At 67.5% G+C, this 20,937-nt stretch carries 19 protein-coding genes; 9 read left to right on the top strand and 10 right to left on the bottom strand.

From position 1 onward, the window contains the following. Window positions 1-10 precede the first annotated feature (10 nt). Window positions 11-1,195, top strand: a complete 1,185-nt coding sequence (locus G8760_RS20945; protein WP_246222635.1) for an amidohydrolase — start codon at window positions 11-13, stop codon at window positions 1,193-1,195. A gap of 585 nt (window positions 1,196-1,780) precedes the next feature. Here G8760_RS20945 and G8760_RS20940 read toward each other — a convergent pair. The 5 genes from G8760_RS20940 to G8760_RS20920 all read right to left on the bottom strand — a co-directional run bounded on the left by G8760_RS20940 (window position 1,781) and on the right by G8760_RS20920 (window position 5,874). Beyond that, complete coding sequence (locus G8760_RS20940; protein ID WP_207782557.1) at window positions 1,781-2,134, bottom strand: hypothetical protein; 354 nt, start codon at window positions 2,132-2,134, stop codon at window positions 1,781-1,783. Continuing rightward, window positions 2,106-2,903 carry an ABC transporter ATP-binding protein gene (locus G8760_RS20935; RefSeq protein WP_166354761.1) on the bottom strand — a complete coding sequence of 266 codons (798 nt, stop codon included), beginning with the start codon at window positions 2,901-2,903 and terminating at the stop codon, window positions 2,106-2,108. The genes G8760_RS20940 and G8760_RS20935 overlap by 29 nt, the downstream gene beginning before the upstream one ends. Continuing rightward, window positions 2,900-3,736: an ABC transporter permease gene (locus G8760_RS20930; protein WP_207782556.1), complete on the bottom strand. Its 837-nt coding sequence runs from the start codon at window positions 3,734-3,736 to the stop codon at window positions 2,900-2,902. Before G8760_RS20930 ends, G8760_RS20935 begins: the two co-directional genes overlap by 4 nt. Continuing rightward, the gene (locus G8760_RS20925) at window positions 3,733-4,548 is read right to left on the bottom strand and encodes an ABC transporter permease (protein WP_166354760.1); all 816 of its coding nucleotides are present in this window, start codon (window positions 4,546-4,548) and stop codon (window positions 3,733-3,735) included. Before G8760_RS20925 ends, G8760_RS20930 begins: the two co-directional genes overlap by 4 nt. A gap of 132 nt (window positions 4,549-4,680) precedes the next feature. Next, window positions 4,681-5,874 (bottom strand): ABC transporter substrate-binding protein, encoded by a 1,194-nt coding sequence (locus tag G8760_RS20920; RefSeq protein WP_207782555.1) that lies wholly within the window; start codon window positions 5,872-5,874, stop codon window positions 4,681-4,683. A gap of 589 nt (window positions 5,875-6,463) precedes the next feature. On the opposite strand from G8760_RS20920, the gene G8760_RS20915 reads away from it, so the two are divergent. The 5 genes from G8760_RS20915 (at window position 6,464) to G8760_RS20895 (ending at window position 11,340) form a co-directional block, all read left to right on the top strand. Beyond that, entirely contained in the window at window positions 6,464-7,246 is a 783-nt protein-coding gene (locus G8760_RS20915; protein ID WP_166354759.1) for an MHYT domain-containing protein, read from the top strand. Window positions 7,247-7,419: 173 nt separating this feature from the next. Further along, a complete protein-coding gene (locus tag G8760_RS20910) occupies window positions 7,420-9,897 on the top strand; it encodes a sensor histidine kinase (protein ID WP_166354758.1) in 2,478 nt (825 codons plus the stop codon). Further along, window positions 9,897-10,325: a roadblock/LC7 domain-containing protein gene (locus G8760_RS20905; RefSeq protein WP_166354757.1), complete on the top strand. Its 429-nt coding sequence runs from the start codon at window positions 9,897-9,899 to the stop codon at window positions 10,323-10,325. The genes G8760_RS20910 and G8760_RS20905 overlap by 1 nt, the downstream gene beginning before the upstream one ends. Before the next feature lie 9 nt (window positions 10,326-10,334). Then, entirely contained in the window at window positions 10,335-10,709 is a 375-nt protein-coding gene (locus G8760_RS20900; RefSeq protein ID WP_166354756.1) for a DUF742 domain-containing protein, read from the top strand. Continuing rightward, a complete protein-coding gene (locus G8760_RS20895; RefSeq protein ID WP_166354755.1) occupies window positions 10,690-11,340 on the top strand; it encodes a GTP-binding protein in 651 nt (216 codons plus the stop codon). Before G8760_RS20900 ends, G8760_RS20895 begins: the two co-directional genes overlap by 20 nt. Window positions 11,341-11,521: 181 nt before the next feature. On the opposite strand, the gene G8760_RS20890 is transcribed toward G8760_RS20895, so the two are convergent. The 4 genes from G8760_RS20890 to tsaB all read right to left on the bottom strand — a co-directional run bounded on the left by G8760_RS20890 (window position 11,522) and on the right by tsaB (window position 15,609). Further along, a complete protein-coding gene (locus G8760_RS20890) occupies window positions 11,522-13,150 on the bottom strand; it encodes a glycoside hydrolase family 3 protein (protein ID WP_166354754.1) in 1,629 nt (542 codons plus the stop codon). 71 nt (window positions 13,151-13,221) lie between these two features. Further along, complete coding sequence (gene tsaD / locus G8760_RS20885) at window positions 13,222-14,271, bottom strand: tRNA (adenosine(37)-N6)-threonylcarbamoyltransferase complex transferase subunit TsaD (protein ID WP_166354753.1); 1,050 nt, start codon at window positions 14,269-14,271, stop codon at window positions 13,222-13,224. A gap of 73 nt (window positions 14,272-14,344) precedes the next feature. Further along, window positions 14,345-14,866, bottom strand: a complete 522-nt coding sequence (locus tag G8760_RS20880; protein WP_166354752.1) for a GNAT family N-acetyltransferase — start codon at window positions 14,864-14,866, stop codon at window positions 14,345-14,347. A gap of 17 nt (window positions 14,867-14,883) precedes the next feature. Further along, complete coding sequence (gene tsaB, locus G8760_RS20875) at window positions 14,884-15,609, bottom strand: tRNA (adenosine(37)-N6)-threonylcarbamoyltransferase complex dimerization subunit type 1 TsaB (protein WP_207782554.1); 726 nt, start codon at window positions 15,607-15,609, stop codon at window positions 14,884-14,886. A 79-nt stretch (window positions 15,610-15,688) separates the two neighbouring features. Here tsaB and G8760_RS20870 point away from each other — a divergent pair, with 79 nt between their 5' ends. Next, a complete protein-coding gene (locus tag G8760_RS20870) occupies window positions 15,689-16,660 on the top strand; it encodes an acetylxylan esterase (protein ID WP_207782553.1) in 972 nt (323 codons plus the stop codon). Between the two features lie 36 nt (window positions 16,661-16,696). Here G8760_RS20870 and G8760_RS20865 read toward each other — a convergent pair whose 3' ends face one another. Continuing rightward, window positions 16,697-18,196, bottom strand: coding sequence for an FGGY-family carbohydrate kinase (locus G8760_RS20865; protein WP_166354751.1), 1,500 nt, complete (start codon window positions 18,194-18,196; stop codon window positions 16,697-16,699). 370 nt (window positions 18,197-18,566) lie between these two features. Between G8760_RS20865 and G8760_RS20860 the strand changes: the two genes are divergently transcribed. Further along, window positions 18,567-19,583 carry a LacI family DNA-binding transcriptional regulator gene (locus G8760_RS20860; RefSeq protein WP_166354750.1) on the top strand — a complete coding sequence of 339 codons (1,017 nt, stop codon included), beginning with the start codon at window positions 18,567-18,569 and terminating at the stop codon, window positions 19,581-19,583. 146 nt (window positions 19,584-19,729) lie between these two features. Further along, window positions 19,730-20,884 (top strand): glycoside hydrolase family 183 protein, encoded by a 1,155-nt coding sequence (locus tag G8760_RS20855; protein ID WP_166354749.1) that lies wholly within the window; start codon window positions 19,730-19,732, stop codon window positions 20,882-20,884. The last annotated feature ends 53 nt before the right edge of the window (window positions 20,885-20,937 follow it).

The raw sequence follows: 20,937 nt of genomic DNA, 5'->3' as shown, positions 1-20,937 counted from the left end.
GAGGCATGACGTGACCACTGACTGGCTCGCGAGCTGGGTCGGCGCGCACCACGACGACCTGGTCGCCGTGCGACGGCAGATCCACGCCCACCCAGAGCTCGGCTTCGCCGAGTACGCCACCACAGAGCTGCTCGTGCAGCAGCTGACCAAAGCCGGGCTCGAACCACGGGTCCTACCCCGGGGCACCGGCCTCGTCGTCGACATCGGCAGCGGCGCCCGCACCGTCGCCATCCGCGCCGACATCGACGCGTTGCCGCTCACCGATCCGAAAGACGTGCCGTACCGGTCCACCGTCGACGGCGTCTGCCACGCCTGCGGACACGACGCCCACACGGCTATCGCGCTGGGTGTTGCCCTGGCGTTCGCCGACCGCGCCCAGCACGTCGACCTTCCCGGCCGGGTACGAGTGATCTTCCAGCCGGCCGAGGAGAAGATGGGTGGCGCCCGCGAGATGATCGCCGCCGGCGCCGTCGACGGCGTGGAGCGGCTCTTCGCTTTGCACTGCGATCCGCGACTCAGGGCCGGGCGGATCGGCCTCAAGCTCGGCCCGATCACCGCCGCCTGCGACCTCGTGGAGGTCCGAGTCTCCGGCCCCGGGGGCCACACGGCACGGCCGCATCTGACCGTCGACGTCGTCGACGCGTTGTCCCGGATCGCGGTCGACGCCCCGGCTTTGCTGGCCCGTCGCTGCGACGTCCGGGCGCGGCTCCTCCTGACCTGGGGCGCCATCCAGGCCGGCGACGCACCCAACGCCATTCCCGGCAGCGGCATCCTGCGGGGTACGGTGCGCGTGCTCGACCGATCCGCCTGGGCCGAAGCCGAAAAGCACTTCCACTCCATCGTCGCCGACATCGCCGCAGCCAGCGGGGCCAGCGTCGACGTGCATTACGAACGCGGCGTACCACCCGTAGTCAACGACGACACCTGCGTCGACCTGCTGCGTTCGGCGATCACCGCCGAGTTGGGCCCGGACGCGGTAACCCGGACCAACACGAGCATGGGCGGCGAAGACTTCGCCTGGTACGGCGAGCACGTCCCGGTGGCGATGGCGCGTCTGGGGGTACACGCTGGCGAGACCATGTACGACATCCACCAGGGCAGCTTCGATATCGACGAGAGCGCCATCGGCGTCGGCGTCCGCGCGCTGGCCAGAACTGCCCTCGACACCCTCACCTCCCCCCGCTTGCGCACCTGATCTCCGTTTTGTCACCTGATCTTTTTCGTGGGAGCGATCAGGTGTGCTGAACGGCGGGGATCGGCGCGGTCTGGGCATCTGATCGCGTCTCAGAGTGCGGACGCGCGGCGATCAGATGCGTTACTTGACACATGAACGCGATTAGCGCATCTGATCATTGTCGCCTCCGGGGTGTCGAGTGGCAGACCAGGCGGGCATCGTCGTCGCACACCGAAGCGACCCATAGGCAGGCGGTCGACGCTGCGGCCCGACCGAGCATCCGGCATGGCACGCTGAGGTGCTCCACAAACCCGGACATACCGCCCACGTGAGCAACGTTTCACCGTGCCACGCACAACACCTCAACGAGCCACGCGCCGCCGAGCCACGGCACCGTCGGCACACCCCGCCTGTGGCCCACCCTCCCGGCGACGATCAGATGCACCAACCCAGCCAAAAACCATGATCGATGCATCTGATCGCCACGCGTCCGCACTCTGAGACGCGATCAGATGCCCAGACCGCGCCGATCCCCGCCGTTCAGCACACCTGATCGCTCCCACGAAAAAGATCAGGTGACAAAACGGAGATCAGGTGCACAACGGGTTAGCGGAGGGCGGTGCCGGGGCGGATCTCTTTGATCCAGTATTTGCGGGCCATCGCGTCGACGTCGTCGTCGGTGACGTTGCGCATGTGCACCACGGTGTCGGTGGCTCCGCGCACCCGGCCGTAGTCCTGCAGCTGACGCATGTGAAAACCTTCGGGCTCGAACCCTAGGACGATGTCAACGTCGTACCGGCCGCGCTGGTCAGCGCCTTCCCCCACCCCGTCGGCCACCTTGCTCATGGCGGTGATACCAATCCACGCCTGATACGCGAGCACGAACACGATCAGCGCCGCCAGCGTCCGTCCGCCGACGGTGCCGAGTACCTTACGCACGATCCACGTCAGCCGGGACACCGGGCTCATCTCCCGCCAGCAGGTCGGTCAGATACGTGACAGTGTGCCGGAATTCGGCGCTGTCGAGGGCGGCTCGCCACTGCCGTGGACGCTCCAGCGGCACCGTGACGATCTCGCTCACCCGGCTCGGCCGGGCACTGAGCACCACTACTCGGTCGGCGAGGAACACGGCTTCGTCGACGTCGTGGGTGACGAAGAAGACTGTCGGCCGTTTCGTCTCGAAGATCCCGGTGAGTTCTTCCTGCAGCTTGCGACGGGTCTGGGCGTCGACGCTGGCGAAGGGTTCGTCCATGAGCATCACCGCGGGTTCGTTCGCCAGCACTCGTGCCACACCCAGGCGTTGCTGCATACCTCCGGACAGCTCGTGCGGGAACTTCCGCTCGAACCCCTCGAGGCCGACCAGCTGCAGGTACTGCTGGGCGATCACGTCGCGTTCACGCCGTGGAACACCACGCATCCGCAGCCCGAAGATGACGTTGCCGAGAACGGTCTTCCACGGGAACAACGCGAAGCTCTGGAAGACCACGCCGCGCTCGGGCGACGGACCGTCGACTGCCCGGCCGTCCACATGGACGGTTCCGCTGGTCTGGGTGTCGAACCCGGCGACGATGTTCAGCACGGTGGTTTTCCCGCAGCCGCTCGGCCCGAGGATGGACACGAACTCACCCTGCTCGATGCCGAACGAGACGTCGCCGACGGCGGTGACCGTCTCGCCGGTGTAGACGTCGACGAACTCCTTGTGCAGGTTGGTGATTTCGAGCGTGCTCATCGCGCTACCTCCGCGGTACGTACCATTCCCCATCGCTGGATGGTGCTCCGCTCGAACGGCGCGAGGATGAGGGCGTCGAGCGCGTACCACAACACCCCCAGCACGATCATGCCCACGAACACATGGGTCACGTCACCAGCCCGGCGGGCGTCGAACATCATGAACCCTATCCCACTAGCCCCGATGATGATCTCGGCCGCGATCAGCGCCCGCCAGCCGTAGCCGAGCCCGGTGCGGATGCCGGTGGCCACCGCTGGCAGCGCACCAGGGGCGATCACGTCGGTGAACACTCGGAACCGGCTGGCGCCCAGACTCCGGGCGGCCCGGACGAGGTCACGCGGCACCTGCTCGACACCGGAGACGATGCTGATCATCAATGGGAAGACGATCGTGTAGACGATGACGAAGGTCACCGCGGTGAGGCTGTGACCGAACCACACGATCACGATCGGCAGCCACGCGATATCCGCGATCGCCTGGAAGAACATCAGCAGCGGCCAGGTCAGCTTGCGCGCCCAGTACGACATCGCGACGACGAACCCCGCCGGGATGCCGATGAGCAGCCCGAATAGCACGCCGTTGCGCAGCCGGATCAGCGAGTCGGACAGGTACGACGGCAGGATCCCCTTGCGGATCAGCTCGCCGAACTCGGACAGTACGACGTCGGGCCCGACGAAGAAGGCGCTGGGGAATACCTCGGCTTCGGCGACGATCCACCACAGCAGCACCACCGGCACGAACGGGCCGAGGGTGCGGAACAGCCGGTTTCGGCCGAGGCGGTGGGCCCACACTTGACGGCGCTGGGCGCGGCGGACCTTGGCGTCGAGCATCATGCGGTCACCGCCTTCATGCCCCAGCGCTCGACGGTGCGCCGTTCGAGCGGTGCCAGTAGAGCCCGGTCGGTGATCAGCCACAACACGCCGATGATCACCATCATCGCGACGATGACGTCGGTTCGGTAGAACTGTTGGGCTTGAAAGATCGAATATCCGAGGCCGCTGCTGGTGGCCACCACCTCGGCGGCGACTAGACCGCGCCAGCCGTAGCCCAACCCCACCCGAAGGCCGGTGACGACGTTGGGCAGGGCACCCGGTAGGAACACCTCCCCGAACATCCGCCACCGCGGAGTGCCCAGGCTGCGAGCAGCCCGCCACAGCTCGGTGGGAATCCGCTGCACACCCAGCATGGCGTTGTAGGTGATGGCGAAGAACATCGCATTCCACACGATGAAGATCACCGCCCGCTCCCCGTATCCCAGCCACAGCGTCGCCAGCGGAATCCAGGCGATGCCGGCCAGTGCGACGGAGAACCGGAGCAGTGGAGAGAAGAATGCCGCCGCCCATCGGTTGGATCCGAGGAGAATGCCGAACGGCACGGCGGTGATCACCGCGAGAATCGCGCCGATCATCACTCGGCGCAGACTCGAACCGACGTGGGTAAACAGGTCTCCGGTGCTCCAGAGGTCACCGATGGCGTCCCGCACGTCGTTCAGTTGTGGGAACGTGCGCATCGCCACCCCGGTCATCTCGACCGTGATGATCCAGACCACGGCGAGCGCGACGAAGGGAATGAAGAACCAGAACGTAGCCTTCAGCCGGCGCGAGAGCCGAGTTCCCGGCCGGCTGACGGATGGCGGAGGCGCCATCACCGTCCTTTCACGACGCCCGGATCGGCCGTCGACGACTTGTCACCTGCAGCTTGAGAAGGGCGTTCCGAGTGCGGGCGGCCAGCGTCGGCCACCCGCACTCGGCCCACTCTCGGTATCCGCACCGGCCACTCAGCCCTGCGGGCAGGCAGCTGTGGCCTCCTGGCGGTCGTACGTGTAACCCGCGTCGATCGCGGCGGCCTCCGGGATCTCGGGGAGGTCGTCGAAGTACTCGGGATGCTGCTCCATGACGTTGAGGATCGGCCCCGGGTAGAAGTGATCGTTGGGGTCGTAGGTGCCGTCCAGGAAGCCGAGGTCGTTGTACGCCTGCAACATCAGGTCGAGCGCGAGATAGTTGCAGGCGGAGAAGCGGCCATCCAGCCAGGCGACCTGGTACTGCATGGCTTCTTCGGCGACGTCCACTTCGGTGCCCGGCACCCAGCGCACCGTCACCGCGGCAGCTTCCTCGGTGTTGTCCCGCATCCACTGGTCGGCCGCCGCACGAGCGGTGAGAACCCGCTCGACGATGTCGGGGTTCTCCTCGACGTAGCTGCGGGTGGAGACGATGTAGCCGAGGAAGGCCATGTAACCTCCGCCGCGCACCACTTCGTAGGAACCGCTGACCGTGTCTTCGATGGTGATCGGCCAGGGGTCCCAGGAAGCGATCGCGTCGACGCCTTCGGTCTCCAGCGCCACCCCCATCTCCGGCGGCGGCGTGTTGATGATCTCGACATCGTCCGAGGTCAAACCGGCCTCTTCGAGAATACGCAGCACGTAGAGGTGGTTGATGGTGCCTTCGGACACACCCAGCCGCTTGCCGGCGAGGGTGGTGAGGTCGTCGGAGTCGATCCCGGAGTCGGCCCGCGCCACCAGCGCCATCGGCTCGTCCTGCGTCAGCTGGCTGGCGCTACCGGAGTAGTTGCCCAGGTAGACGAGGTCCATCCCTCCGAGGATCGCGCCGAAGCTGGGCACGCCGACCTGCACGAAGTCGACGTCACCAGAGTCGAGGGCGTTGAGCGCGTCGACACCGGTGGGGAACGGGTCGGCGAGGGTAACGTCGAGGTCGAGTTCGTCGTAGAAGCCGATGTCGAGGGCCATCGCGACCCCCATCTGGTCCACCGCCGAGACGTAGCCGATGTTCACCTGCTCCAGCTCGGGGAGGTCGGAGAGGTCCGGCTCGTCATCATCGTCATCGTCGGCCTCTTCGGCCGTTGGCGCCTGCGCTGCCGCGTCGTCGCCGTCATCATCATCAGAACCGCAGGCAGCCAGCAACGCGAGTGCGGCACCACCTGCGACAATCATCCGTAGCCGTGAGGAACGGAACACGTAGCCTCCCTTGTTCGCACATGTTAAGCAAGAAGTCGAGACATAGGACTAAATGTCCAGATTTTGCCCAGACTGGGTGACATTAGGATTGGTATGCCTAGCTGTCAACCAGGTGACCAGCTCGTGACCCCCTCCACATCGGCCGACGACGCACCCGTATTCGGGCTCGTGTGGGATCACCCGGAAGCCTTCAACTACGCCTCCGGGCTCGCGAATCCCAAGCGCCCCCGTCCGCTTTGCCCACAGTTCAACACATCATCCTGACTGCCGATCACTGGGGTACCCTGCAAGCGTGGGAACGCCGGTGATCGATACCGGCAGATGGCCAGCGCTAGTGTTTTTACCGGCAAGACCCTTGCCCTGTCCAAGCTCATTTGTCATAGTGTGTCCGGCTAACGAGGTCCCGTCAGCACGCTGGGCGGGAACGGGCCGGTGGACGAACCAGGCTGAGCTGGCGGGGGGCTCGACGCTGACGGCGTCGAGCGAAGGATGTCTTCACAGCCAGGCGACGTAGGCCGGTCGGCCCGGCCTGTCGGCGCCCGCTGACAGGTACTCACGTGATTTCAGGGCTACCAGTAGGGACCTGCATGTGGAGCACTTGCACCACTTCTTCCAATACGGACCGATAACCGCGGTCGTCGCGTACATCATGGCGTGTGTCGGCGCCGGACTCGGCCTGCGCTGTGTCGTGCGCGCGTTCGCGACCACCGGCAGCACCAAACGAAGCTGGCTGATCACTGGAGCGCTCGCCATCGGCTCCGGCATCTGGACCATGCACCTGGTCGCCATCCTCGGCTTCGCCGTCGATGGATCACCCGTACGGTTCGACGTCGGATTCACCTTGCTGAGCCTGCTCGTCGCCATCGTCGTCGTCCTCATCGGCGTGTTCGCCGTGGGTTACACCCGATCCAGGGTGCACGGAGCCATCATCGGCGGCATTTCCACGGGTGTAGCCATCGTCGGCATGCACTACGTCGGTATGTCGGCCATGCAGATCCACGGCACGCTCAGCTACGACATCGCCACGGTGGGTCTGTCCGTCGTCGTCGCCATCGGCGCCGCCACCGTGGCCCTCGCGGTCGCGTTCCTTACCGACGGCTTCCGCGGCACCATCGTCGCGGCCCTCCTCATGGGTGCGGCCGCCAGCATCACCGAATACACCGGGATCGCCGCCCTGCAGATCGAGATCATCCCCGGCACATCGGTCCTTCCGGGAGCGAGTGCGGTGGAGTTCGTCTTCCCGTTCATCGTCGTATTCGGCTCGTTCTTGTTCCTCAGCTCGGCCTTCGTCGCGCTCTCACCCATCAAGACCACCCGGATGGCCACCGTCGGCGCCGGGGCGAACCACGAGCCCGAACCAGGGGGTCTCTGATGGATCTCGGTGGATATGGGCGGCGCTACGGCACCGGCCTGTCCGGGCCGATGAGGAGTTCTATGCGACGTCACCAACCGACGACGAGGACGCCGCCGGCCGGCGTCTGGGCGCCGACCCGCGGCGTAGAAGTCCATCAAGTCACCCTTAGCTAGCTGATCGAGGCAAATGACATGCGTGAAGGCCAGGACGAGGCGTCCGAGCGGCAGATGAGCAACGGCCAGGTGTCCGACACCGACCCAGCTACGGACACCCAGCCGTCGATGAGTCAGGTCGGGGAGGACGACGGCAACCCCCGCTCTGGCCCGCGGCACGCGTCCCGGCGGGCCGCCGCCGGCCGGAACCGGTCGAGTAGTGGCCGCCGACCCCGATCGGTCCGCGCCAAAATCGTCACGGTGCTCATGGTGCCGGTCATGTCGCTCATGGCCCTCTGGGGTTTCGCCACTGTCACCACCGCCCAGAACGTGTCCGAGCTGCAGCAGCTCAAAGAGGTCAACGACACCCTCCTCGCACCGATCAACGAATTCGTCACCGCGGTCCAGGCCGAGCGGGTCGCCGCCTCGGAGTTCCTTGCTACACAGGGTGAGGAGCCCGAGGAGCCGGAGGCGCTTCTGGCCGCAGGTGCCGTCACCGACGCCGCGGTGGCGGCTCTCCGCACCGGAATCGCCGAGAGCAGCACCGACGCCGCCGGGCTCGACCCACGGCTGCCCGGGCGCATCGACGCGCTCGTCGCAGCCGCGGACGCCGTCCCCGGCATCAGAGACCGCGTCGCCACCCAAAGCGCTAGCTGGCTGGCCGTCTTCAACGCCTACACCGCGGCCGTGACCGAAGCGTTCGGCGTCACCGGTGTGTTGACCCAGATGGAAGCTCCCGGTGTGGAGTTCGACCCACGCGTCGTGCTCGAGTTGTCGATGGCGCGAGAGATGATCGCCCGTGAAGACGCGGTCATGACGGCCGCCTACGCGGCCGAAGTGATGTCCGGCGCCCAGTTCGACGCGTTCGTGGACGCCAGCCGCGCCGGACAGTCCATGCTCTGGACCGACATCAACGACCCCCGGCCGTCCGCCGAAGCCGCGTATCGCGACATCCTGACCGGGCGCTCATACCAGTTCCTCCGCGACCTCGAAGGTGAGCTCGCCCAGGGCCAAGCCGGTTACAGCATCGTCGCTGCTGTCCCAGCCGACCAGTGGAACGACGCGGCCAGCTCCGTCCAACAGGAACTCGCCGCCGGTGAGGCCCGCGTCACCACCATCGCCGCGCAGGAAGCCAACCTCTTCAGCTTCGACGTCCTCGGGACCTCAGGTGTGGCCGTCGTCCTGGGCCTCATCGGCGTCATCCTCTCGCTGCTGATCTCCGTGTTGATCGGCCGCGGCCTCGTCGTCGAACTCGCCGGCTTGCACAACACGGCGATGGACCTCGCCCGGCGCAAGCTGCCGGCCACCTTGCGCAAGCTCAACTCGGGCGACAAGGTCGACATCGAGACGGAGGCCCCACGGGTCGCCCTCGGCGACGACGAGGTCAGCCAGGTCGCCGAAGCGCTCAACGCGGTACACCGGTCCGCCGTCGAAGCCGCCATCGAACGTTCCGACGTTCTCAAGGGCATCTCCGGCGTCTACGTGTACCTCGCCCGGCGCAGCCAGGTCCTGCTACACCGGCAGCTGGCGCTGCTCGACAACATGGAACGCCGCATCGAGGACCCGGACCAGCTGGAAGACCTGTTCCGCCTCGACCACCTCACCACCCGCATGCGCCGGCAAGCCGAGAGCCTGATCATCCTCTCGGGTGTGCCGCCGGCCCGGCGCTGGCGCAACCCGGTGCCGATGCTGGACGTCGTCCGGGGTGCGGTCGCGGAGGTCGAAGACTTCACCCGGGTAGACGTCAGCACCATCCCGGAGATCCGGGTCTCCGGGGGCGCGGTCGCCGACCTCACGCACCTCATCGCCGAATTGGTCGAGAACGCCGTGGTCTTCTCCCCGCCGCACACCAAGGCGACGGTCCGCGGAGAGATCGTGGGTACCGGTCTGGCACTAGAGATCGAAGACCGAGGTCTCGGCATGAGCCAGCAGGTGATGGCCGATGCCAACCGCCGCATCCGCGATACTGATCAGGTGGACCTGCTCGAGGCGGATCAACTGGGGTTGTTCGTGGTCAACCGGCTCTCGCGTCGGCACAGTGTGGAGGTGACGCTCCAACGTTCCGCCTACGGTGGGGTCACCGCCATCGTGCTGATTCCGGATGCTCTCCTCGACCGCAACGTGACCGAGGAGATCGCCCCACCAGAGCAGGTGCCCGACGTCGAGAGGGCCCAACTGACCGCCGTCGGATCGTTGTCCGCCGTCCCCGAGCCGCCCACCCCGCGGCAGGTCGGTGCTGCCGAACAGCCGCGACCAACCCTCAGCGAGGCAGCAAAGGCGCTGGCCAGCCAGCCGCCCGGCGACAGCGAGGTGGACGACCTCCCGCGCCGGGTCAGGAGGGCGAGTCTACGTCCGGAACTGCGCACCGATCCGCCGCCACCACCCAAGGCGCCCCAACAGGACAACCTGGCGCGCACTCCCGATCAAGCGCGCGCTACGCTCTCGGCGCTGCGGAGCGGGTGGCTCCGGGGACAGTCTGAGAATCCTGAAGACATGTCGCACAAGGGAGAAAACTGATGACCGAGGCGACCCAAACGTCGGGCGAGCTCAACTGGCTGCTCGATGAGCTAGTGGGGCGGGTGGCCCAGATCCGGCATGCCGTGGTGCTGTCCGGCGACGGCTTACCGGTCGGGGCGTCGAGTCAGCTCAGCCGCGAGGACCGAGAACGCTTCGCCGCCATCGCCTCCGGCTTCCACAGCTTGGCGAAGGGCACCGGCATGCACTTCGAGGCAGGTGGTGTCGTTCAGACCATGGTGGAGCTGGAAGGCGGGTTTCTCTTCGTGGTGGCGGCTGGCGATCGGTCCTGCCTGGCAGTGTTCGCCGAGGCCGATGCCGATATCGGGCTCATCGCCTACGAGATGGCCCGGTTGGTGAAGCAGGTTCATGAACATCTCTATGTGCCGTCCCGGCCTGACCAACTGGATCCCGCTACCGCACCGAAATGATGCGCGCCGATGAGTGACACGAGTCCGCACTGGTATGACGATGACGCCGGCCCGATCGTTCGGCTATATGCCGTTACGGCCGGGCGTGCACGCAGCGCTACCGAGTCGTACGACCTGATGTCGACCGTCCAGGTCGTGGGTGGTTCAACGCCGCACGATCCAGCGCTGTCCCCTGAACAGCGGACCATCCTGCGCCTGTGTCATCGGCGGGCGCAGACCGTCACCGATATCGCCTCCGAATCAAACCTGCCGCTAGGTGTGGTGCGGGTCCTCCTCGGCGATCTGCTGAGCGGCGGACACATTCACATCAGCCCGCCTGTTCCGCACCAAATCCCTGACACCAGCATCCTCAAGGAAGTCATCGATGGCCTCCGTGCACTCTAAAACCATTCCCGACGGCAACCAGCCCCTCGTGGCGCTGAAGATCCTCATAGCCGGAGGTTTCGGCGTGGGCAAGACCACGCTGGTTGGCGCCGTCAGCGAGATCCGCGCCTTGCACACTGAGGAAGCGCTGACCGGAGCGGGCCAGGTAGTCGACAACACCAACGGCGTGGAACGCAAAACCACCACCACCGTGGCTATGGACTTCGGCCGGATCACGATCCGGGACGGACTCTGCCTCTATCTGTTCGGAACACCCGGCCAGGATCGGTTCTGGTTCATGTGGGACGAACTCGCCCAAGGTGCACTCGGGGCCGTGGTGCTCGCCGATACTCGCCGCCTCGAGGACTGCTTCCCGGCGGTCGACTACTTCGAGCACCGAGGGTTGCCGTTCGTGGTCGGGGTCAATCATTTCGACGGTTCCCGCGAATACGAGCCGACGAAGGTCAGCCGCGCCCTCGACCTCGACGAGAAGACCCCGGTGGTCATGTGCGATGCACGTGACCGCGAATCCGGCAAGAACGTCCTCATCAAGCTGGTGGAACACGTCAGTGTGCTCCGGACGGGTGCCGTGCCGAGCACCGAGCCGGTGACCACGGCGAACGGCCTGCCGCGTCGCCCGGTCAAACACTGAGCTAACGCAACTGGTGTGCCGCTCCGGAGATCCGGCGCGGCACGCGAGTGGCTCCGGGGCTCTAGTGTCCTCCGCCGGAGGACACTAGCGTCGTCCCTATGCGGGTGGGCCGAGCGGACGTGCGCCGCTCACCCGGCCATGACACCCGACGAGGCCGTCCGGATCCGCGGACGGCCCGTGATCACGAGGGTGATCTGGGGCAGCCGAGTTGCTCGACGCCGTCGACATCGACCGGCAACCGGCCGTGCCCGGTCTCCTCGCCGCGCAGCACATCCACCAACGCGGCGAACGCTTGCGGGGTCCGACCGTACAGCGCGATCTTGGCCGTCGTCGCCTGGCTAGCGCCGAGCGCGTACGGTGTGTCCAACGCCACGACCACGTCACCGCTGCCAGGATCGGACCCGCCCAGCAGCCGGACCACATCACCTGAACCAACCGCCAAGCCGGCAGCCTCGGCCGCCGCGGTGAGCCGGGCTCGATCCTGCTCGGTGCCACCGACCACCTCGATGGAATCACCGACGTACGGGCCTTCGCAGCGGCCGGTAGCAATCGTGAGCGCGGCCAGGGACACCTGGTACGACAGCTCGCCATGGGAGCCGACCACGTCGAGGTCCGGCGCGGCATCGGCGTTCTGCTGATGCAGCATGAGCGCTACGCCACGGGTCGCCGCCTCGGCGAGACGATCGGCCGACAGCCGCCCGTCTTCCACAGCCTCGACGATGCCCGCGTGTGCGGCGCGCGCGTCAGCAGGCATGAGGACGACGTCGATGCCGGCTTCCAGGGCCAGCACGGCCGCTTCCCCCGGCCCGTACTCGTCGGTGGTACCGGCCATGTCTTGCGCGTCGGTCACGACGAGCCCGCTGAACCCGAGTTCGGTGCGCAAAAGGTCGACGACCGGGCCGGACAAGGACGACGGCACACCTTCGTCCACCTCGGCGAGGTTGATGTGGGCCACCATGACGGCAGGAACACCGGCGGCGATGGTGACCTCGAACGGCACGAAGTCTCGTTGCTGAAGCTGCTCGACGGTTGCGGCCTGCACCGGCAGCTCCTCGTGGCTGTCGGCAGGCACCGACCCGTGCCCGGGGAAGTGTTTGGCGACCGCGACGATGCCGGCGTCGGCGTATCCCTGAAGAGAGCCGGTGGTGAGCTCGGCCACCAGCTCCGGGTTCGACGACGCTGACCGGCTGCCGATGGTGGGGTCGTCGGCACCCGTCGTGACGTCGGCGTCGGGTGCGAAGACCATGGTGAATCCCATGGCCCGCAGCTCACGTCCACTAGCCTGTGCCACCTCGGTGGCCAGCTCGGCGTCGCGGGTGGCGCCAAGGCTCATGTAACTGGGGAACTCGGTGGCTGGTTCCCGGACCCGGGCCACCCGGCCACCTTCCTGGTCGATGCTGACGATCAGCGGGTACGGCCGCTCGTCGGCGCTCTGCACCGCCGCGGCGACCCGCCGCAGCTGCTCCGGTGACTCGACGTTGTCACCCATGACGATCACGCCGCCCAAACTCAGCTCGGCGATCAGCTCGGTGGGCGCCTCCAGCCCGCTGTAATTGGCCACGATGACCTGACCGGCCTGCTGCGCCAACGACATATCGGCGACGATCGACTCCGCTTCCGCGAACTCTTCCGCCGTGGGGCCCCAGGGAAGCGGCTCGGGCTCCTCCGGTGTGGGGGTCGAGGTAGGGCTCGGCTGGTTCGACGTCGACGTGGGTGTGGGCACGGACGTACGCTCCTTCGAGGATGAGTCTTCAGACGTGCACCCCGCCAGCAGGGTGATGGCGGCGGCGATGGTCAACAATCGCCTCATCCGAGGCAGTCTGCCACGTGCCGGTCCGGCCGCGTGCATCGGCAGCCCACCCGTCGGTACCTGCGCCGGGCTCACCGCACGAGCACCTCGGTGACCGGCAACGACGAGTCGGCGCCGAAGTCGATCGAACTGGGCGGCAAGCCGCGTTCAACGACCGCGGCACCGAGTGCGGCGATCATCGCGCCGTTGTCCGTACACAGCGACAGCCGGGGCTGGCGCAGCGCGATCCCAGCGGCCGCGCATCGCTCGCGGGTGAGATCGCGGATCCGCGCGTTCGCCGCGACGCCGCCGGCCAGCACCATGGTGGTGATACCACGTTCCTGGCAGGCCAGAACGGCTTTGCGGGTGAGCACGTCGGCCACCGACTCCTGGAACGCCGCGGCTACGTCGTCGACGGGTACCGGCGCGCCGTCGCGCTGGGCCGATTCCACCCAGCGAGCGACGGCGGTCTTGAGTCCGGAGAACGAGAAGTTGTACCGGTGCCGCTCCATGTCGCGCTGACTGGTCAGTCCGCGGGGGAACCGGATGGCTGTGGGGTCACCCGTGGCCGCGGCCCGCTGGATATGTGGACCACCCGGGTAGGGAAGGTCGAGCAGTCGGGCCACTTTGTCGAAGGCCTCTCCGGCGGCGTCGTCCAGCGTCTGCCCCAGCAGTTCGGCCGCCGTTGCGATGTCGGTCACCTCCAGGATCTCGGTGTGCCCGCCGGAGACGAGCAACGCCACGACTGGTTCGGTCAGCCGGCCGTTCTCCAACTGCTCCGCGGCGACGTGCCCCACCAGGTGGTTGACGCCGTACAACGGCTTGTCGATGGCGACCGCGAGGGCCTTGGCGGCCGAGACACCCACCATCAGCGCACCGGCTAGTCCGGGACCAGCGGTGACCGCTACCGCGTCGACGTCGGTGAGCCGCACTCCGGCCTCGTCCAGCGCACGTCGCAACGTCGGGGTGATCGCCTGCAGATGTGCCCGGCTGGCCACCTCCGGGACGACGCCGCCGAACCGGGCGTGTTCGTCGACGCTGCTGGCGACCGCGTTGGCCAGCAGCGTCGTGCCGCGGACCAGGCCAACGCCGGTCTCGTCGCAGGAGGTTTCGATACCAAGAATCAGGGGGTCATCCGCCACGGACACCGATTATCCCTCCCTTCCCATGATCATTGGCTTTTGGCTACCGGATCCGGTAGTCAAAAGCCAATGATCATGGGGAGGGAGGGGGGAGGGGGCGGTGCATGACGATCGCATCCCGCCGGCCGCGGAAGTACGCGGGGCGCACGGCGATCCGGGTGAAGCCGTGCTGGCCGTAGAAGGAGAGGGCGGCCGCGTTGTCTTCACGCACGTCCAGGGTCAGCGCACCTGCCGCACAAGCCTGCGCCCGGTCGGCGAGGGCGGTCAGCAGCCGACTGCCGATCCCTTGACGCTGCTGGTCCGGGGCCACCGCGATGGTGTGGACATCGGCCAGGTCACCACCGGCCGCGGGCAGCCGGACGCCGGCGTAGCCGACGATCATCGGTACCGGGTGCGTCGCGTCGGTGATCATCGCATCGACCTCGCCGGCTCCGGCGCGACCCGCCTCGCCGCGGCTTCGTTCGGCGACGACGTACCAACGGCTGGCCGGCATCCGCGCCAGTTCGGACCGGAAGATCTCCGCCGTCCACGGTGGATCTCCGGCGAAGAGCTCCCGTTCCAGTGGGAGCACCGCCTCGATGTCCTCCGGTCGCATCGGCCGGATGGTGACGGTCACCGTTGGCGCCGACCCGACTGCGCTGATCCGGTCGACGCTGATCCGGTCGACGCTGATCCGAGCACGCTCTTGCGGCCCGTCGTGACCGTGACGTCAGGGCGACGCAGGTAAAGGGGTTGCGGTTCAACGATCTCGACCGCACTCGCCGCCACCGCGGTGGCCAGGACCGCTGCCGATGGATACTCAGGCTCGACGACCTGCGCGAACGCTGCCGGGTAGAGCCGCGCCCCAGCGCCGGCGGCGGGCAGTGCGGCCAGCATCGTCCCGACGTGCTCGTCGGGGGTGAGCGGCGGCCCGACGTGTGGACCGTCGGTGCGCTGGCCGGCTGCGTCGTACGTCGCCCAGTAGACCTCTCGTCGACGGGCATCGGTGGCGACCGCGAACGGCTGCGCGCCCGCGGATCCGGACCGCACGACCTCGTACGCGATGACGTCCAGGCTGCACACACCCCGCACAGGCAGGTCGAGTGCTGCACCCCACGTCGTCGCGGCGGCCAGGCCGACCCGTAGGCCGGTGAACGGGCCGGGCCCTACCCCCACGGCGATCTCGGTGACGTCGCGCCGATCGGCGCCCGCCTCGGCGAGTGCGTCTAGCACGGCAGGGATCAGGAGCTCAGTGTGCCGACGTGCGTCGACCGTGGTGGATTCCGCGACGACACGAGCGCCGTCATGCAGCGCGACAGTGACCGCCGGCGTAGCTGTGTCCAGGGCTAAGAGCAGCACGAGTGATAACCATACGTGGTCGGGGCCGCGCCGGGCCGTGGTTCGGCGACACCGCGGCGGTGTACTAGGGTGCCGAGACGTGCCCGCGCCTTATGACCGGTGGTTCGGTCCCGACGCCGTCGACGCCACGTTCGGGTACGACGAGGCCATGTTGCGCGCCGTGGGCGCACCCGAGGAACCGCCCGGGTTCGCCGAGTTCTGGCAAGGGCTACACGAGCAGGCCAGGCGGGTGGATCCCGCGGTGCAGCTCACCGCGCACGCCCCGGCGGGCTGTGCGGATATCGACCTGTTCGACGTGTCGTTCACCTCGCTCCACGGCGTGCGGCTTGGCGGCTGGGTCGTATTACCCAGCGACGGAGTGATCGACCAGGCGGCGGTCATCGGTCACGGATATGGCGGGCGCGACGCACCCGACCTCACGTTGCTACCGGATCACACGGCGGCCATCTTCCCCGTGGCGCGGGGGCTGCCGTCGCGGGGTCTCCTGCCGGGAGTACCCGCGGATGCCCCGTCGCACGTGCTGCACGGTATCGAGGCCAGAGATACCTACATCCATGGTGGATGCGCGGCCGACGTCTGGTGCGCCGCGACAGCTCTGCTCGACATCGTGGCCGAGCCACCCGCACGGCTCGCCTACGTCGGCGGTAGCTTCGGCGGCGGCATCGGCGCGTTGGCGGTGCCGTGGGACGAGCGGTTCACCGCCGCCGCCCTACATGTACCAAGCTTCGGCCACCATCCACTACGCCTGACGATGCCGTGTACCGGAAGCGGAGAGGCGGTGCGCCGGCACGCCCGGGCACATCCGGAGGTCGTCGACGTGTTGCGGTTCTTCGACGCCGCCGTCGCCGCCCGCCGACTACGGATTCCCACCCTGCTGGCGCCAGCGCTGTGGGACCCGGCGGTGCCACCCCCTGGACAGTTCGCGGTGTGCAACGCGGTGCCGTCCGAGACGGAGTTCTACGTGTTCAGCGCCGGGCACGCGGAGTATCCCGGCGATGACGACGAACACAGCCGATACGTCGCCCGGGTCCACGCCCTCCTGCGGTCGTGACCGTCGCCGCGGGTGCGCGCGAGCGGGCTCTCCGGGTTATGTGAGGTGGGCGGAGCCGGAGCGCTGGATCCTGGCCAGCAGGTGGGCCTGCTCACGGGTGGCCGGATACAGAGACCGGTAGGCGCCGTACAACTCGTCGTACACAGCTCGATGTGCGGCCGTGGGCTCGACGACGTGCACCACGGGGTTCCAGTCGTCGACGGTGAGATCGGGGGCGACGGCCCGCGCCGCCAGCATGGCGTCACCGAGGCTCGCGCCGACGGTCTGCGCGGGCACCTGCTGTTGACGGTCGAGAATGTCGGAGACGATACGGGTCCACAGCCCGCCCCGGGTGCCGCCGCCGACGGCCACCAGCCGCCCCGGATCGGCACCGACGGCGGACATCGCCTCGAGGTTGTGCCGGATGCCGAACGCGGTAGCCTCCAGCGCAGCCCGGTACAGATGTTCCCGCCCGTGCCGGAGGGTGAGGCCGGCCACGACACCACGGGCGTCGACGTCGAACAGCGGCGTCCGTTCACCGGCGAAGTACGGCAGCATAAGCAGGCCGTCCGAGCCCGCCGGGACCCCTGCTGCCTCGTCGGTTAAGGTGGCGTACCCGTCGGCCCCGGTGAGCCGGCGTAGCCATTCGGTCAACGCCCCGGACGTAGCCATACCTCCGGCCAGGCAATAGGTGCCGGGCAATACCCCGGCGGTCCCCCAGAGGGCCGGACTGCGCAACGGCCGCTCCACCACCTGCACGAGGAACATGGTGCTGCCGTACATGAGCATGAGGTCGCCGGGTCGGCGCACTCCGACGCTGAGCGCCTCCGCCCACGCGTCGACGGTGCCGGCGACGACCGGTGTTCCGGCGGTTATTCCGCTGAGCCGGGCGGCGTCGGCGCTCACCGTCCCCACCACGTCGCCCGGCCAGGCCAGCTCCGGCAGGCGCAGACCAGGGGCGATGTCGGCACACCAGTCAGATGCCCAGTCGGCGGCGTCGAGGTCGTACATCGGCACCGATTGGCTGGCCGAGTGGTGGTCGAGGATGTAGGCGCCGGTCAGGCGGTGCACCAAGAACGAGCTGGCCATGAAGATCCGGTCGGTGCGCGTCCACACCTCCGGCTCGTGTCGGCGCAGCCATTCGATCTTCGGGCCGATCGCCTGCGACGTCAGCGGCGAGCCACACCGGGCCAGGATGGCGTCGGCGCCGTACCGTCGCTGCTGGTCGTCGATCTCGGCGGTGGCGCGGGTGTCGATGCCGTAGAGAATGGCTGGTCGCAGCGGTGTGCCGGCGGCGGTGGCGGCGAGTAGGCACGGCCCGATGCCGCTGACCCCGACACTGGTGACCCGTCCGTGTTCCCCGGCCGTCAGCTCACGCGACACCGCGACGAAGTCTTCCCACCAGGTCGCTTCCGCGTCGTGCTCGGCCCACCCCGGTTGCGGCAACGACAGCTCGTGCTCTCGGACGGCGCTGGCCACAACCGTTCCGTCGGTATCCACCAGCACCCCTTTGGTGCTGGCCGTGCCGACGTCGACACCAAGAAAGAGATCGCGCATCAACACACCCTAGAGGCCGCGGACGTCGGGAGCTGGAAATCGATGTCGCATCTGAGTCAGGTGAGCTGCGCCGTGGCCGGGTCGGGCCTGCCGCGGGTGAACCAGGAGCCGTGTTGACCGCACCCCACGCACCCTCTCTCGGTTGCCCGCCACCAGGATATCGGCCGCGGCGCACTCGGCCGGGTGTGCTTGGGTCAACGCGTCGCCATGAGCGAGATCTCCCCCGTCGGAGATTGCCCAACGTCCGATTCGCACCACGATGACCTTCTTCGTCAGAAATCGATTGCCCGCACGCTACGATAGACCAGCAGTCCTGTCAACGCCACCACCGCACCGGCCGGCGCCGGCGCGAGCACCGAGGGGAAGGCCCATGGCGACCATCTACGACGTGGCGCGACACGCCGACGTCTCCGCCGCCACCGTGTCCCGCGTGCTCAACGGCCGCGGCTCGGTCGACCCCACGCTGACCGAACGGGTACTGGCCGCGGTAGCCGAACTCGGATACCGACGCAACGCCGTGGCGCGCAACCTGCGCAAACAGCAGACAAGCCTGTGGGCGGTGATCATCTCCGACGTCCAGAACCCGTTCTTCACCTCGATGGTTCGCGGCATCGAGGACGTCGCCTCCGCCGCCGGCTGCTCGGTGGTGCTCTGCAACAGCGACGAGAACCCGGAGAAGGAATCGAAGTACATCGGCGTCGCCCTCAGCGAGCAGATGGCCGGTGTGATCATCTCCCCGTCATCGGATCGGACAGAGGATTTCAACCTGCTGCCCGACTCCGGCTGCCCAGTGGTAATGGTCGACCGTCAGGTCAAAGGGGTGCGCTGCGACTCGGTCCTCGTCGACAACGAACACGGAGCCGAAGAGGCGACCACCCACCTGATCGAGCAGGGCTACGAGCGCATCGCCTGCATTACCGGCCCGCGCCGGCTGAGCACGGCCGCCCAACGCCTACGCGGATACCGGAATGCCTTCAAGGCCGCCGGCCGGCCGGTGGACGAGTCTCTGATCCGCGCCGCCGATTTCCGCGAACACGGTGGCCACGACGCGATGGCCGCGCTACTCGACGCGGCCGGACCAGCACCGGACGCGGTGTTCGTCGCCAACAACCTCATGACCGTCGGCGCCATGGAGTGCCTGGCCGAACGCGGTCGGGTGATTCCGGACGACATCGCCCTCGTCGGTTTCGACGAGATTCCGTGGGCCGATCTCGTCCGGCCGTCCATCACGACGGTAGAGCAGCCGACGTACGAGGAAGGCCGCGCTGCCGCCGAGTTGCTCGCGCACCGGATCGCCAACCCGGATCGCGCCCTGACCCAACAGACCCTCAAGACCACTTTGCGGGTCCGGGCCAGCTCCACCCGCCCCACCCCCCTCTCCCCATGATCATTGGCTTTTGACTACCGAATTCGGTAGTCAAAAGCCAATGATCATGGGGAGAGGAGCGGGTGAGAGGGGGTTGACAGCCTTTCAGGGCACTAGTAGACAAATGAGCAATCGATTTCTCATTTGCCCTCCCTGGAAGGTGCGCCATGAGACGTTCCACGACCCTGGTCGGCTCCGCTATCGCCCTCCCACTCGTCGTCATGCTGGCGGCGGCCGCACATCCATCCCTAGCCGACCTGCCGACGACGGACGTCACCACCGATCCAGCCACCACCGATCCAGCCACCACCGATCCCATTGGGGCGGAGGTACTGGCCCGGCTGACCGGACCCGGATCGATCAACCAGACCGACCAACGCTGGGATGTCGGCGGCACCGACCTGGGCCACATGTTCGAGCATCGCGGCAAGACCTACGTCGTGTTCGGCGACACCTTCTCCGGCGAAACCCCCTGGGACGGGGGCTATTGGCGCAGCAACGTGCTGGCGTGGACAACCGACCGCGACCCCACCGACGGTTTGACGTTCGACGGCATGGTCGAGGACGCCAACGGCCACGCGGCGGAGATCCTCGAGGCGCGCAAGGACGGCGACGAGATCACCGTCATCCCCACCTACGGCGTCTCCACCGGCGCCCGGATGTACCTGCACTACATGTCGGTCTCCCACTGGGGTGAACCGGGGCATTGGGACCTGAACCACTCCGGGCTCGCCTACTCCGACGACGACGGTCAGACCTGGACCAAAGACCCGGATGCCGTCTGGCCCGGCGATAGCAACTTCGGCCAGGTGGCGTACGTCGAGCGTGGCCCACACGTTTACGCCTTTGGCATTCCCGGCGGTCGCTTCGGCGGCGTCCAACTCGCCCGGGTGCATCGCACCCACCTCCTCGACCTCGACCGTTATCAGTACTGGGACGGCGCACACTGGGTGGCCGACGCCGGCGAGGCTGTTGAGGTAGTACCCGCTCCGGTGGGCGAACTTTCGGTGCGCTGGAACTCCCACTACAAGAAGTGGATCATGATGTACCTGAACGACGAGGGCAACGACGATTGGGGCACCGGCGCCGTCGTGATCCGCACCGCGGAGTGCCTGACCGGGCCGTGGAGCCCCGAGCAGGCCGTACTCACATCGCACGACGTGCCGTCGCTGTATGGGCCATATATCGCCCCGCGCTGGAACAACGGTCCGGACGTCTACTTCACGCTCTCGCGCTTCGACCACTACGACGTCTACTGGTGGCGAACCGAGTTGCCCGACGAGACCCGCGGTACCGCCGGCGCCAGGTGTGTCGCTCCATAGGCAACCCCCGCAACACGTATGCGTCCTGGGCCGGACTCGATCATCACATTCCG

This window comes from Phytoactinopolyspora limicola, from assembly GCF_011320225.1.
GTDB lineage: Bacteria > Actinomycetota > Actinomycetes > Jiangellales > Jiangellaceae > Phytoactinopolyspora > Phytoactinopolyspora limicola.
The sequence above is the reverse complement of the archived record's forward strand: the minus strand, read 5'-3'. Positions and strand labels throughout refer to the sequence as shown.

Excerpts from the sequence above, each read along its gene's own strand:
- G8760_RS20925 (WP_166354760.1), bottom strand. The coding sequence starts at position 4,548 with ATGGCGCCTCCGCCATCCGTCAGCCGGCCGGGAACTCGGCTCTCGCGC.
- G8760_RS20865 (WP_166354751.1), bottom strand. The coding sequence starts at position 18,196 with ATGCGCGATCTCTTTCTTGGTGTCGACGTCGGCACGGCCAGCACCAAA.
- G8760_RS20930 (WP_207782556.1), bottom strand. The coding sequence starts at position 3,736 with ATGATGCTCGACGCCAAGGTCCGCCGCGCCCAGCGCCGTCAAGTGTGG.
- G8760_RS20860 (WP_166354750.1), top strand. The coding sequence starts at position 18,567 with ATGGCGACCATCTACGACGTGGCGCGACACGCCGACGTCTCCGCCGCC.
- G8760_RS20910 (WP_166354758.1), top strand. The coding sequence starts at position 7,420 with ATGCGTGAAGGCCAGGACGAGGCGTCCGAGCGGCAGATGAGCAACGGC.
- G8760_RS20855 (WP_166354749.1), top strand. The coding sequence starts at position 19,730 with ATGAGACGTTCCACGACCCTGGTCGGCTCCGCTATCGCCCTCCCACTC.
- G8760_RS20880 (WP_166354752.1), bottom strand. The coding sequence starts at position 14,866 with ATGCGACCGGAGGACATCGAGGCGGTGCTCCCACTGGAACGGGAGCTC.
- G8760_RS20935 (WP_166354761.1), bottom strand. The coding sequence starts at position 2,903 with ATGAGCACGCTCGAAATCACCAACCTGCACAAGGAGTTCGTCGACGTC.
- G8760_RS20895 (WP_166354755.1), top strand. The coding sequence starts at position 10,690 with ATGGCCTCCGTGCACTCTAAAACCATTCCCGACGGCAACCAGCCCCTC.
- G8760_RS20905 (WP_166354757.1), top strand. The coding sequence starts at position 9,897 with ATGACCGAGGCGACCCAAACGTCGGGCGAGCTCAACTGGCTGCTCGAT.
- G8760_RS20900 (WP_166354756.1), top strand. The coding sequence starts at position 10,335 with ATGAGTGACACGAGTCCGCACTGGTATGACGATGACGCCGGCCCGATC.
- G8760_RS20890 (WP_166354754.1), bottom strand. The coding sequence starts at position 13,150 with ATGAGGCGATTGTTGACCATCGCCGCCGCCATCACCCTGCTGGCGGGG.